Consider the following 14,000-nt stretch of genomic DNA (forward strand, 5'->3'; position numbering starts at 1 on the left):
CGAAAAATCGGAATACAAGTCCGGCGCGCTTTATACCATAAAACAGACCCAGACACCAATAGTTGTTAGCAGAAAGCGTGTTCACCTATTCTCGATTTGGCACCGATCGCACGCCCTGATAACATTGCCATACACTTGCTTAATTATTGTCGATATTGACGACACCTGCGGATCGAATGAATGGCTATCTCAATTAAAACCCCAGAAGAAATTGAAAAAATGCGCGTTGCGGGCAGACTTGCCGCTGAAGTGCTGGAAATGATTGAACCTCACGTACAACCCGGCGTCAGCACTGGCGAGTTGGATCGTATTTGCAACGATTACATCGTTAACAATCAACAGGCGATTTCAGCCTGCCTGGGCTACCACGGTTTCCCAAAATCAGTGTGCATTTCTATCAATGAAGTCGTCTGCCACGGTATTCCTGACGACACTAAAATCTTGAAAGATGGCGATATTGTCAACATCGACGTTACCGTCATCAAAGACGAATACCACGGCGACACTTCAAAAATGTTCATTGTTGGCAAGCCAACAATTCTGGGTGAGCGCCTGTGCCGAGTCACGCAAGAAAGCCTGTATTTGTCGCTGCGCATGGTAAAACCAGGCATTCGCCTGCGTACCCTCGGTGCAGCAATTCAGAAGTTCGTTGAAGCAGAAGGTTTTTCTGTGGTACGTGAGTACTGCGGACACGGCATTGGCCGTGTTTTCCACGAAGAACCACAAGTCCTGCATTATGATGCTGATGACGGCGGCGTGGTGCTGCAACCGGGCATGACTTTCACCATCGAGCCGATGGTCAACTCCGGTGATTACCGCATTCGCACCATGAAAGACGGTTGGACGGTGAAAACCAAAGATCGCAGCTTGTCTGCACAATACGAGCATACTATTGTGGTGACAGATAACGGCTGCGAAATTCTCACTTTGCGTAAAGATGACACTATCCCAAGTGTAATTTCGCATAACGAGTGATTCGCCTGACAAAAGTCAGCAATTGAAGCCGGCTTATGCCGGCTTTTTTTATGGATGGCGATATGACCCAGAGCTTACCCGAGCAGTACGCGACCACTGTGCTTCCTGAGATTTCCGGGCAACCTGAATACCCCGTCAACTGGCCAGATTCAGAGTTCCATTGCAGCCAGATAAAAGCCCGTATCGACCTCTTCCAACAATGGCTGGGGAGCGCATTCGACGACGGTATTTCTGCTGAAAAGTTGATGGATGCCCGCACCGAATTTATCGACCAACTCCTACAACGATTGTGGCTGAAATACGGCTTTGGCGATGTGACTGAAACGGCCCTGGTTGCAGTAGGCGGCTACGGACGCGGGGAACTGCATCCTCTTTCCGACATTGATTTGCTGATTCTCAGCCGTAAACGCCTGACCGAATCACAAGCCCAGAAAATCGGCGAGCTGCTGACGCTACTTTGGGATGTGAAACTGGAGGTCGGCCACAGCGTGCGTACGCTTGAAGAGTGTTTACTCGAAGGACTGTCAGATTTAACGGTCGCCACTAACCTGATTGAATCACGTTTGCTGATTGGCGATGTCGCCCTCTTCCTCGAACTGCACAAACACATTTTTAGTGATGGCTTTTGGCCTTCGGCGAAATTCTTCGCCGCCAAAATTGATGAGCAAAATGAACGTCATCAACGTTATCACGGCACGAGTTACAACCTCGAACCGGATATCAAAAGTAGCCCAGGCGGCCTGCGCGATATCCATACCCTGCAATGGGTCGCACGTCGCCACTTTGGCGCAACGTCATTAAGCGAAATGGTCGGCTTTGGCTTTTTAACTGAAGCGGAACGAAATGAACTCGATGAGTGCCAGCATCTGTTGTGGCGCATCCGTTTTGCCCTGCACCTTGAAGTGAATCGCTACGATAATCGGTTATTGTTCGACCGACAGCTCAGCGTCGCCCAACGCCTGAATTACCACGGTGAAGGGAATCAGCCGATCGAGCATATGATGAAAGACTTTTATCGTGTGACGCGACGTGTGGGTGAACTTAACCAGATGCTATTGCAGCTTTTTGATGAAGCGATTCTCGCACTCGATGCCAGCGAAAAGCCGCGGCCTCTGGATGATGACTTCCAACTGCGTGGATCACTTATTGATCTACGCGACGAAACGTTGTTTATACGCGAGCCGCAGGCCATTTTGCGCATGTTTTACTTGATGGTGCGCAACCGGGACATCACCGGCATATATTCGACCACGCTGCGCCATTTGCGTCATGCGCGTCGCCATCTCAAGCAACCCCTTTGCTACATTCCCGAAGCACGTGAACTGTTCCTCGTCATCCTGCGCCATCCGGGTGCCGTGAGCCGCGCATTATTGCCCATGCACCGTCACAGCGTGCTGTGGGCATATATGCCGCAATGGTCACATATCGTCGGCCAGATGCAGTTTGACCTGTTTCACGCGTATACCGTTGATGAACACACCATACGTGTGCTGCTAAAACTGGAAAGTTTCGCCAAAGAAGAAACGCGCCCTAAACATCCTTTATGCGTAGATTTGTGGCCACGCCTGGCACACCCGGAGCTGATTCTGATCGCCGCGCTATTCCACGACATCGCCAAAGGCCGTGGTGGGGATCACTCGGTACTCGGCGCGCAGGACATCGTAAAATTTGCGGAGCTTCATGGGCTGAATTCTCGTGAAACACAGCTCGTCTCCTGGCTGGTACGCCAGCATTTGTTAATGTCCGTTACGGCACAACGCCGCGATATTCAGGATCCAGAAGTCATCAAGCAGTTTGCCGAAGAAGTCCAGACTGAAAACCGTCTGCGCTACCTGGTTTGCCTGACCGTTGCTGATATCTGCGCGACGAACGAAACCTTGTGGAACAGTTGGAAACAGAGTTTGTTACGCGAGTTGTACTTCGCTACCGAAAAACAACTCCGTCGCGGGATGCAAAACAGCCCGGATATGCGCGAACGTGTCCGCCACCATCAATTGCAGGCGCTGGCATTGCTGCGTATGGATAACATCGACGAAGAAGCATTGCATAACATCTGGCGTCGTTGTCGGGCGAACTACTTCGTCCGCCACACACCTAATCAAATTGCCTGGCACGCCCGCCATTTGCTGAAGCACGATCTAAGCAAACCGATGATTTTGCTCAGCCCACAAGCAACTCGCGGTGGCACAGAGATTTTCATCTGGAGCCCAGACCGCCCTCACCTGTTTGCTGCGGTTTGTGCAGAGCTGGACAGGCGCAATCTCAGCGTTCACGACGCGCAAATCTTTACCACGCGTGACGGCATGGCAATGGACACCTTTATCGTTCTGGAGCCAGACGGCAGTCCACTTTCCGCCGATCGTCACGCACTTATTTGCCAGAGCCTGGAACAGGCCATCACCCAGACCAGTTGGCAGCCGCCTCAACCACGCCGCCAGTCAGCAAAACTGCGTCACTTTACTGTCGATACCGAGGTGAATTTCCTGCCGACACATACCGACAGGCGCACCTTCCTGGAACTGATTGCTTTAGATCAGCCGGGTTTGCTGGCGCGTGTGGGAGAAGTGTTTGCCGATCTCGGGATCTCGCTTTATGGTGCAAGAATCACGACAATTGGTGAGCGAGTAGAAGATTTATTTATAATCGCCACTGCCGACCGGCGTGCTCTTAATGATGAGTTACAACAGGAAGTACAGCAACGGTTGACAGCGGCCCTTAATCCAAACGATAAATAACAGTCTTTTTAATTTTGTCACAATCAGGAACAAGTCAATGCAGCAGCTACAAAACGTAATTGAAACCGCTTTCGAGCGCCGCGCCGAAATCACTCCGGCAAATGCTGATACCGTTACTCGTGAAGCGGTAAACCAGGTCATCTCCCTGCTCGACAGCGGTGCGCTGCGCGTTGCCGAAAAAATTGATGGCCAGTGGGTAACCCACCAATGGCTGAAAAAAGCCGTTCTGCTCTCTTTCCGTATCAATGACAACCAGGTTATTGATGGTGCAGAAAGCCGCTACTTCGATAAAGTGCCGATGAAATTCGCCAACTATGACGAAGCTCGCTTCCAGAAAGAAGGTTTCCGCGTTGTGCCACCAGCGGCAGTACGCCAGGGTGCATACATTGCACGCAATACTGTACTGATGCCTTCTTACGTCAACATCGGTGCATACGTTGATGAAGGTTCGATGGTTGATACCTGGGCAACCGTCGGTTCTTGCGCGCAGATTGGTAAAAACGTTCACCTGTCTGGTGGTGTGGGCATCGGTGGTGTTCTGGAGCCGTTGCAGGCTAACCCTACCATCATCGAAGATAACTGCTTTATCGGTGCGCGTTCAGAAGTTGTGGAAGGCGTTATCGTTGAAGAAGGTTCTGTCATTTCCATGGGCGTTTACATCGGCCAAAGCACGCGTATTTATGACCGTGAAACCGGTGAAGTACATTATGGCCGCGTGCCTGCGGGCTCTGTTGTCGTTTCCGGTAACCTCCCATCCAAAGATGGTAAGTACAGCCTGTACTGCGCTGTTATCGTGAAAAAAGTAGATGCCAAAACCCGTGGTAAAGTGGGTATCAACGAGCTACTTCGCACCATCGACTAAATACATACCCAAAATAATTCGAGTTGTGGGTAGGCGGCAAACTTACGAATGCCCAGGAGCTTACTAAAGTAAGTGACTGGGGTGAGACAGTGCAGCCCCCCCCACAACTTGAAGTATGAAGGGTATAAATGTGTAAAAGGTGGGGTAACCCACCTTTTTAGCATCCGGGACTGGCGGAAAAAGAGTTTCCCGCTGATTATCTGTCGATTAATAGTATGGAAAAAGGTAACGCTATGTACGATAACTTGAAAAGTTTGGGTATTACCAATCCTGATGAAATCGATCGTTACAGCCTCCGGCAGGAAGCCAACAACGATATCCTGAAAATCTATTTCCAGAAGGATAAAGGCGAGTTTTTTGCTAAAAGCGTGAAATTCAAATACCCACGCCAGCGTAAAACTGTCGTTGCCGATGGCGTAGGCCAGGGCTACAAAGAAGTGCAGGAAATCAGCCCGAACCTGCGTTATGTGATTGATGAATTGGATCAACTTTGCCAACGCGATCGCACTGAAGTCGATCTGAAACGCAAAATTCTCGATGATCTTCGCCATCTGGAATCTGTGGTTGCTCATAAGATCAGTGAAATTGAATCCGATCTGGATAAGCTAACCCGCGGTAAATAAGCAATCTGGTGCGGCCTGATGCCCTCACCCTAGCCCTCTCCCACGTGGAGAGGGGGAAAACCATAGTCCCTTTTCTCCTCAGGGAGGGGGGCATACACTAAAAACGGTAACCATTGGGTTACCGTTTTGTATTTATTACCTTTGCTCGTCCAACTGCAATGCCACATAGAGCAACAATCGGTCGTCAAAATTCCCTAAATCTAAACCGGTTAATTCAGAGATACGGTTCAGCCGATACTCAAGCGTATTGCGATGAATAAACAAGGCCTTGGACGTAGCCAGTGGCTGTACGTTATGACGGAACCATGCGCTGAGCGTACGACGTAGTAGCCCGTTGTTATCCATGGATTTCAGTCGAGCTAAAGGACGTGCCAGTTCGTTCGCCTGCCAGCCACCGCGTAAACTATCCAACAGCACCGGCAACATTAAATCCTGATAAAAATAAGCGCGATTTTCCGGCATACGCTGCTTGCCGACCATCATGGTCGTACGGGCAGTACGGTATGAACGTGCGATGCTACCAGGGCCAGTAAAATAATTTCCCAGCGCAACGCGAAAACGCAGCTGACCGTTTTCTTTCATGCGGCTAATCAACTGTTCAACGCGTTTACGGTGATCTTCCGCATCCCAACGGCCAAACTGGTTTAGCGCGGGTTTCAGCACCACCATTTCCGTTAACGATACAATCGCAATCAGGTTATTCCGCTCAGGTGTTGTCAGTGCGGTTTGCAACTGTTGCAGCTCCTCCATCGCGCTGTCCACACCAAGCTGGCCGCTGTCGACTTCCACCACCGCAACCACTCGAGGCTGATTCAGGTCGATCCCCAAACGCTGCGCCCATTCACTCAGCGCAGGCGTATGTTCTTCAGCCTGGATTAAATTCATCACCAGTTCTTCGCGTAAGCGACTGTCTTGCGCCAGCAGGTGCATCAAGCGAGATTGCTCAAGCATCATCTCAGCGGTCATACACACCAGCTCACCGTACTTGCGCAGCGACTTTGGCTCGCCCGTCAAACCAATCACACCAACAATTTCACCGTCGATGCGCAATGGCAGGTTGATACCCTGACGCACGCCATGCAGATGCCGGGCAACCGCATCATCAATATCGACAACACGCCCCTGAGAGAGCACCAGCAACGCACCTTCGTGCAATTCACCAATACGTTCTTTATCGCCGCTACCAATAATCCGCCCACGCGCATCCATCACATTAATATTGGTATCAATGATGGTCATGGTGCGCGCCACGATGTCCTGCGCCATTTTGGTATCAAGATGCCAGCCAGCCATGCTTCCTCCTGAGTCGTGCTAATGGACCAGCATAGGCGAGATGAATTGCCTCGGCATTGTGCAAATGCACAAAGCGCGAATGAAGAATATGGAGTTGTGGAAAGGCTCACAAAAAAGGGCCGCATAGCGCGGCCCTGATAGTTTTGAGTGTGACTCAGTGACGATTACTGCATCAGCAGGTAGATAGTGGTATCACCACGCTGAATGTTCAGAGCCATGACTGACGGTTTGGTGTCGAGAATTTTACGCAGCTCAGCAATGTTATTGACCACCTGCTGGTTCACACCAATGATGACGTCACCTTTTTTCAGGCCAATACGCGCAGCCGGGGTATTCGCTTTCACGTTATTAACGATAACCCCTTTCTCACCTTTACCGCTGCGGTTGCTCATTTCAGCACCTTCAATACCGGTAAAGATGGTTGCTGAGTCAACCTGAGTCTGGCTGCTTTGTTGCAGTTCCAGATCCACAGAGACAGGTTTGCCATCGCGCAGCAAGCCAAGCGTCAGTTTGCTTCCCACTGGCATAGAACCGACTTCCGCACGCAGTGCAGCAAAGCTGCTAATTGGCTTACCGTTCAATGAAACCACCACATCACCGGCTTTAATACCTGCTTTTGCAGCCGAAGAGTTTGGCATAACCTGGCTTACAAATGCGCCGCGTTGTGCGTCAACCTTCATGGCTTTCGCCAGTTCAGAGTTCAGTTCGGTACCCAAAATACCCAGCTCGCCACGACGAACCTGGCCGAACTCAACCATTTGCGCGGTGAGGTTTTTCACCATATTGCTTGGGATAGCAAAGCCGATCCCGATGTTGCCGCCATCTGGCGCCAGAATCGCGGTGTTAATCCCGATCAGTTCACCGTTCAAATTAACCAGTGCACCACCGGAGTTACCACGGTTGATTGCCGCATCGGTCTGGATAAAGTTTTCATAGTTTTCAATGTTAAGGCCGCTACGACCCAACGCTGAAACAATACCGGAAGTCACCGTTTCACCCAGGCCATATGGGTTACCGATTGCGACGGTGTAATCACCAACGCGCAGTGCATCGGAATCAGCCATCTTAATCGCAGTCAGGTTTTTCGGATCTTGCAACTGCAGCAGTGCAATATCAGAACGTGGATCTTTACCCACGACTTTTGCCTCAAACTTACGGCCATCACTCAGAGAAACCTGAATTTTTGTTGCATTATCAACAACGTGGTTGTTAGTTACGACATAGCCTTTCGCTGCATCAATAATGACACCAGAACCAAGGGCTGCGAATTTCTGCTGTTGAGCACCACCCTGGGAACCCCCTTCAGCCGCGCCCTCCTGGCAGAAAGGTGAACTCTGGAACGGTGAACCTTCCTGACAGAATGGTGAGTTGTCACCAAAGAATTGCTGGAAGTTACGCCCCATGCGTGGCGTGTTAACGGTGGTGCTTCCTTCAACATTAATGCTCACCACTGATGGCATTACTTTTTCCAACATTGGCGCAAGGCTTGGCAACGGTTGCGCCGCCGTTGCGGTGGAAGAAGAAGCCGTTTCTGCGGCGATAGCGGATACAGGACCCAGCGCCAAACCCAGACTAAGAGCCAGCGCGCTCATTGCTAAAGTTGTTTTTTTCATCTGTTTAAGTCTCAAGTTAATAAGTCACGCAAAATTGCTGTGTAGGCCTGTATAGAGTGACGATTAGGGCGCTAAGTTCCGCCGATAAGTCACTGGAAAAGTAAAAATTTATTGTCCGTCTTTACAAAACTCAATGACTCACTTATTCCACGGCCATTAAACGACGATATTCATCCCAGGCAAATAAGTCCGTCATTCCACTGATATAATCCTGAATCAGACGACAGCGGTAGTAATATTCCCATACCGGATAATTACTGTCTGACGGTGCTAAGTCATTGATGGCTTCGATATAAGCAAGCCGGTGTTTTGTCGATAATTTGTGGAATAACCGTGTCTCAATCGGTAGACGACGTAAACTTTCTTTTTCCACCAGTTCAGCAAAATCCTCGCAGGATATATTGAGTAGCGGACTGTAAATTTCAAGTAAACCACTAATGACACGATAACCCTGTAATTCGAGCTGCTCCACCTCTGGATGGCTAAACACATGTTTAAATGCCACTTGTTTATAAAGTTCCAACAAGCGAGCAAATGAGCTGTCATCTTCAAGAAGCGCGTGATTAAACTCCCCACTAAATATCTCGTCCAGATTATCGATAAAACGTTGCGCGGCGTAAGGCACCAGTTGATTTAGCGTATTGACGCGCAGGTACATAAAGAACTGGTCTTCGGTGCTGCGACGCATTTGATTTGAACGGGATTTCTCCCAGGCTTCATTCACCACTCGCTCAAAAAGATCGCCCTCGCAGCGCTCGCCCCAGGCATCACATAAGTGCTGATAAAGCTGCTCAACACTAAAGATGCGCTTCTCAACGGCATCTTCGAGATCCGCCACGCAATAAGAGATATCGTCAGCCGCTTCCATTATCCAGGTCAGTGGAAACCGGCTGTACTCACCGAGCCCAAGCTCTGCACGCAGACGCACAATGTACGACTCTTCAGACAGATAAAAGCCGGGCTTCTTCATCAAATACGCATGGCTTTTTGGCGGTTCTCCCACAAACCAGGCGGGACGGGTATATTTGAGAATGCAGCCAACCTGCGCCCAGGTCAGATTCATGCGTAACAGACTATGCACCAGGCGAATACCTTGCGCATTCCCCTCAAACTGGCAAAGATCCTGGCGGACTTTACGGCGCAAGCCATTCAACTGATCTTCGCCTTCATGCAGACGTAATGTTGCGACCCGGCAACGATCGTCGCTCCGCGGTTGGCTCCCCGCATCTCCCGGAAACAGGCGCTGACGGAACCAGTCATTTATTGCCGACTCGCCAAAATGACCAAACGGTGGATTGCCGATGTCGTGCATCAAGCACGCCATTTCCACGATGCTCTCAAATGGGCCAGTCAGTTCATGCAATCCATAGCGTTCAAGATCTTGCTGTTCTTTCAGTCGACTCAATATCTCTTTGGCGATATAGCGCCCGACTTGCTGAACTTCCATCGAGTGGGTCAAACGGGTACGAACAGAAGCATTACGCTCCAGCGGAAAGACTTGGGTTTTTTGCTGCAAACGGCGGATTGCCGGAGAGTTAACGATTCGCCCGCGATCGCTTTCAAAAATACGCAGGATCTCATGCTCGTTTTTTTGTCCTTCGGGCGAACGGAAACGACGGTGCCAGTTAATTTTCTTGCGGAAATCTATTTCGCTCATGCCCACCCCTGTTCCATTTAAAGCCTCGCTGCCAGCCATGATAGACTATGCGCTGAAATTTGGTTCAAATTCCACCACATTAGCGAGTATCACTATGAAAGCAGGCATTATTGGTGCAATGGAAGAAGAAGTTACGCTACTGCGTGACAAAATTGAAAATCGTCAAACGCTGACGCTGGCAGGGTGTGAAATCTACACCGGTCAGCTTAACGGCGTTGAAGTGGCATTGTTGAAATCAGGCATCGGTAAAGTTGCCGCTGCCATGGGCGCAACGCTGCTACTTGAGCATTGCAAACCGGATGTTGTCATTAACACCGGTTCTGCGGGTGGTCTTGCCCCTACGCTTAACGTCGGTGATATCGTGGTTTCTGATGAAGTGCGTTACCACGACGCAGACGTAACTGCTTTTGGCTATGAATACGGCCAACTGCCAGGTTGCCCGGCAGGTTTCGCCGCCGACGCCAACCTGATTGCAGCGGCTGAAGAGTGCATTGCTGAGCTGAATCTGAACGCGGTACGCGGCCTGGTTGTCAGTGGTGATGCCTTTATTAATGGTTCTGTGGCATTGGCAAAAATCCGCCATAACTTCCCTGAGGCTATCGCGGTTGAAATGGAAGCGACTGCCGTTGCGCATGTTTGCCACAATTTTGGTACGCCGTTTGTCGTGGTTCGCGCTATTTCTGACGTTGCCGATCAGCAATCTCACCTGAGCTTTGACGAGTTCCTCGCCGTAGCAGCGAAACAGTCCACGCTGATGGTTGAAAACCTGATACAGAAACTGGCGCGTGCGTAATAAGAACCTCTGGCGCGGGCTGGTCGCGCTGCTATGTTGTCTCCCGGCGTTGCTGATTGCAGCGCCGCGGGTTATCTCATTGTCGCCGAGTAATACTGAACTGGCATTCGCTGCGGGGATCACACCGATTGCGGTTAGCGCCTGGTCAAATTATCCGGAGGCAGCCAAAAAGCTTGAGCAAGTCTCAAACTGGCAAGGGATGAACCTCGAGCGCATCGTGGCGCTAAAACCCGATGTGGTGCTGGCGTGGCGTGGTGGAAATGCAGAACGGCAAGTCAATCAGATGCAGGCGCTGGGGATTAACGTTATTTGGCTTGATCCGACGACCGTCGAAGGTGTTGTTGCCGCACTGCGTCAACTGAGCCAATACAGTCCAACGCCACAAACCGCTCACGACGCCGCTGATCAACTGGCAAAAGAATTTGCAGATTTGAAAGCGCACTACTCCCAGCATCCGAAGAAAAAAGTGTTTTTACAATTCGGCCAGCAGCCGCTGTTTACTTCTGGGCGCGGTTCGATTCAAAACGAAATTCTGGAAGTCTGTGGCGGGCAAAATATCTTTGCTGATAGTCGGGTTCCCTGGCCGCAAGTGAGCCGCGAACAAGTGATTAGTCGGCGTCCGCAGGCTATTATTATTACCGGCGATGAGACCCAGATTCCACCCGTTGAACATTTTTGGAATACCCAGTTAAAAATTCCGGTTATTGCAGTGAATGATGACTGGTTTAGTCGCTCGAGCCCACGTATTATCCTCGCCGCAAAACAGCTCTGTAAGGAGCTGGCAGAAAAATAAACTTACTGAGGGTAATCTCCCATGCTCGTCTATTGGCTGGACATCATTGGCACAGCCGTCTTTGCCATCTCCGGCGTGCTGTTGGCTGGAAAACTTCGTATGGACCCTTTCGGCGTACTGGTGCTGGGCGTAGTAACAGCCGTCGGCGGCGGGACTATTCGCGATATGGCGCTGGATAACGGTCCGGTATTTTGGGTTAAAGATCCCACAGACTTAGTGGTCGCGATGGTCACCTGTTTGCTGACTATCTTGCTCGTGCGCCAGCCGCGTCGCCTGCCAAAATGGATTTTGCCGGTGCTGGATGCTGTCGGCCTTGCGGTGTTCGTTGGGATTGGGGTTAACAAAGCATTTTTGGCTGGCACCAGTCCGCTGATTGCCATCTGCATGGGCGTGCTGACCGGTGTTGGCGGTGGGATTATTCGCGACGTATTAGCGCGTGAAATCCCGATGATCTTGCGTACCGAAATCTATGCCACGGCCTGTATTGCAGGCGGTATTGTGCACGCGACAGCATATGACACGTTCCACGTCCCGTTAGAACAAGCCAGTATGATTGGCATGGTCGTCACCCTGGCTATTCGACTGGCCGCCATTCGTTGGCACCTTAAACTGCCGACGTTTGCGTTGGATGACCGACAATAAACAATAAAAAAAGCCGTGTTTGAAGACACGGCTTTTTCTTTTTAAGCAGCAATTAGACGCTGAAGGAAGAACCACACCCGCAGGTACTTTTCGCGTTCGGGTTAGTCACCACAAAACGGGAACCTTCCAGACCTTCGGTGTAATCCACCGCGCCACCTACCAGATATTGCAGGCTCATCGGGTCAACAACCAGCGAAACGCCTTGCTTCTCGATAGTCATATCACCATCGTTGATCTGATCGTCGAAAGTAAAACCATACTGGAAGCCGCTGCAACCACCACCGGTGATGTAAACACGCAGTTTCAGATTTGGGTTCTCTTCATCCGCGATCAGGGTTTTTACTTTATTGGCTGCTGCTTCTGTAAACTGCAACGGCAGCGCTACTACGTCATCACTCATTGTTTGCTCCCAACGAAATAGGTAGTCGGGTATATTTCAACCCGAATTCTGGGGTCATTATCTAATACCCGAGTAAATCGTTCAAGTATTCTCCCCGCTCGGGGTTTGCTGTTCTTTAGCCTGCTTCTCGGCTTCTTGTTTGGCAAGCGTTCGCGCAAGGATCGAGGAGTATAGCGGCTTTCCGCCAAGAAATTGTGCCAATAGTGTCGCGCCAAGGCAGGTAATTATCATTGGCAGAATGAGCTGATAATTGTCAGTCATTTCCAGAACCAGCACGATCCCCGTCAACGGCGCACGCACCGATGCGGCAAACAACGCGCCCATTCCGGCAATCGCAAATGTCCCAACATCAAGGTGATAGACAGGGAACCAGGCAGCACTCGCCATACCAAACGCGGTCCCAAGCAATGTGCCTAAAGCCAACATAGGCGCAAAAATCCCGCCTGGTGCACCGGAAGAAAAACACAGTAGCGTAGTAATCACACGCGCAATAAAGATAAACAGCAGCATCCCTAACGTGTAATTTCCGGCAGCCGCGATGGGAATCAGGTTAAAACCACCGCCAGACGCTGCGGGTTGGATAAGCCCTAACACGCCACAAATGCCACCCAACAAGCCGCCGATGATCACCCATTTTTTGATGTTTCCACCGTGCATACGCTGGAACATATCCTGAGTGCGGAACACCATTGCGTTGAAGAACACGCCAACGATACCGAAGACCATGCCTAACACCAGATACAACCACAGCGTATTAACAGGTGCATTCGAAAGCTTCCCGACTTCAATCACCGCGTTTTCACCGTTAAAAATACGGAAAACCACGCTCGACATGATCACGCCAATAAACACGGCTTTTATCGAAATCAGGTTATAGCGAAACTGCGGGCGCATCTCTTCGATGATGAACAGTATCCCCGCCAGCGGCGCGTTAAACGCCGCGGACAAACCCGCAGCAGCACCGGTTGCCAGCAGAGAATGGCGGGCTTCAGCACCCCGCAGGCGGAAAATATCCAGCACCATGCGCCCGATATTGCCACCCATCTGCACTGTCGGGCCTTCGCGCCCGAGAACCATCCCCGCACCGAGCGTTCCCATACCACCGATAAACTTAACCGGGATGACACGCCACCAGCGGACCGGGCGTAATTCTTCAAGTGCCCCTTCAATTTCAGGGATACCCGAGCCCCCCGCTTCCGGAGCAAAACGCCGCACCAGATAGTAACCGACCATCGCCAAAAGCATTGAACTGATGAATGCCAACGGCCAGACAATGAGACTGTAATCAGCCACATGCGCCAGCATCGCCAGGCGGTTTTGCTGCATCCACGTCACCGATTTCTCAAAGGCGACACCCATCAAACCGGCTAACGTCCCTACTATCGCGGCCATAAATAGAATTGCGACCGGAGTTTTATCCTGTCTAATAAGGCGACGCACCATGTCGCCCCTACGTAAGCGCACAACCTGCTGTGCTTCAAAAGAGGGGTGGGAGTGATTCATTTGGCTAATCATTTATTGGTAATACAAATCGAAGGGGCATTCTACTCCCTCGATGCGTTTGGGCAATACCTTCATAACGTCCACCGTTTCCCTTAGAATAGCGTGTTGCCA

Annotated in this window: 12 protein-coding genes; 7 read left to right on the top strand and 5 right to left on the bottom strand. The window is 50.8% G+C overall.

The annotated features are described in order from the left end of the window. The first annotated feature begins 180 nt into the window (after positions 1-180). From map to RHD99_RS19750, 4 genes are all read left to right on the top strand, one after another. Positions 181-975: a type I methionyl aminopeptidase gene (gene map, locus RHD99_RS19735; protein WP_309876080.1), complete on the top strand. Its 795-nt coding sequence runs from the start codon at positions 181-183 to the stop codon at positions 973-975. A 62-nt stretch (positions 976-1,037) separates the two neighbouring features. Next, the gene (gene glnD / locus RHD99_RS19740; RefSeq protein WP_309876081.1) at positions 1,038-3,710 is read left to right on the top strand and encodes a bifunctional uridylyltransferase/uridylyl-removing protein GlnD; all 2,673 of its coding nucleotides are present in this window, start codon (positions 1,038-1,040) and stop codon (positions 3,708-3,710) included. 37 nt (positions 3,711-3,747) lie between these two features. After that, complete coding sequence (gene dapD, locus RHD99_RS19745) at positions 3,748-4,572, top strand: 2,3,4,5-tetrahydropyridine-2,6-dicarboxylate N-succinyltransferase (protein WP_034461055.1); 825 nt, start codon at positions 3,748-3,750, stop codon at positions 4,570-4,572. Between the two features lie 233 nt (positions 4,573-4,805). Next, positions 4,806-5,195: a DUF3461 family protein gene (locus RHD99_RS19750; protein WP_034493480.1), complete on the top strand. Its 390-nt coding sequence runs from the start codon at positions 4,806-4,808 to the stop codon at positions 5,193-5,195. A gap of 135 nt (positions 5,196-5,330) precedes the next feature. Here RHD99_RS19750 and RHD99_RS19755 read toward each other — a convergent pair whose 3' ends face one another. From RHD99_RS19755 to dgt, 3 genes are all read right to left on the bottom strand, one after another. Beyond that, positions 5,331-6,488, bottom strand: a complete 1,158-nt coding sequence (locus RHD99_RS19755) for a CdaR family transcriptional regulator (RefSeq protein ID WP_183272826.1) — start codon at positions 6,486-6,488, stop codon at positions 5,331-5,333. Positions 6,489-6,652: 164 nt separating this feature from the next. Then, complete coding sequence (degP, locus tag RHD99_RS19760; protein ID WP_183272825.1) at positions 6,653-8,101, bottom strand: serine endoprotease DegP; 1,449 nt, start codon at positions 8,099-8,101, stop codon at positions 6,653-6,655. Between the two features lie 142 nt (positions 8,102-8,243). Then, positions 8,244-9,758: a dGTPase gene (gene dgt / locus RHD99_RS19765; RefSeq protein WP_309876082.1), complete on the bottom strand. Its 1,515-nt coding sequence runs from the start codon at positions 9,756-9,758 to the stop codon at positions 8,244-8,246. A 94-nt stretch (positions 9,759-9,852) separates the two neighbouring features. Here dgt and mtnN point away from each other — a divergent pair, with 94 nt between their 5' ends. From mtnN to RHD99_RS19780, 3 genes are read left to right on the top strand one after another with little or no spacing between them, the layout of a single operon-like run. Beyond that, positions 9,853-10,551 (top strand): 5'-methylthioadenosine/S-adenosylhomocysteine nucleosidase, encoded by a 699-nt coding sequence (mtnN, locus tag RHD99_RS19770; protein ID WP_309879221.1) that lies wholly within the window; start codon positions 9,853-9,855, stop codon positions 10,549-10,551. Further along, positions 10,544-11,344: a vitamin B12 ABC transporter substrate-binding protein BtuF gene (btuF, locus tag RHD99_RS19775; protein ID WP_309876083.1), complete on the top strand. Its 801-nt coding sequence runs from the start codon at positions 10,544-10,546 to the stop codon at positions 11,342-11,344. Before mtnN ends, btuF begins: the two co-directional genes overlap by 8 nt. A gap of 21 nt (positions 11,345-11,365) precedes the next feature. Then, positions 11,366-11,986: a TRIC cation channel family protein gene (locus RHD99_RS19780; protein WP_309876084.1), complete on the top strand. Its 621-nt coding sequence runs from the start codon at positions 11,366-11,368 to the stop codon at positions 11,984-11,986. A gap of 52 nt (positions 11,987-12,038) precedes the next feature. Here RHD99_RS19780 and erpA read toward each other — a convergent pair whose 3' ends face one another. Beyond that, the gene (gene erpA, locus RHD99_RS19785; RefSeq protein ID WP_309876085.1) at positions 12,039-12,386 is read right to left on the bottom strand and encodes an iron-sulfur cluster insertion protein ErpA; all 348 of its coding nucleotides are present in this window, start codon (positions 12,384-12,386) and stop codon (positions 12,039-12,041) included. An 81-nt stretch (positions 12,387-12,467) separates the two neighbouring features. Continuing rightward, on the bottom strand, positions 12,468-13,889 hold the full coding sequence (clcA, locus tag RHD99_RS19790; RefSeq protein WP_309876086.1) for a H(+)/Cl(-) exchange transporter ClcA: 1,422 nt from the start codon (positions 13,887-13,889) through the stop codon (positions 12,468-12,470). Between the last annotated feature and the right edge of the window lie 111 nt (positions 13,890-14,000).

The organism is Buttiauxella selenatireducens (assembly GCF_031432975.1).
Lineage (GTDB): Bacteria > Pseudomonadota > Gammaproteobacteria > Enterobacterales > Enterobacteriaceae > Buttiauxella > Buttiauxella selenatireducens.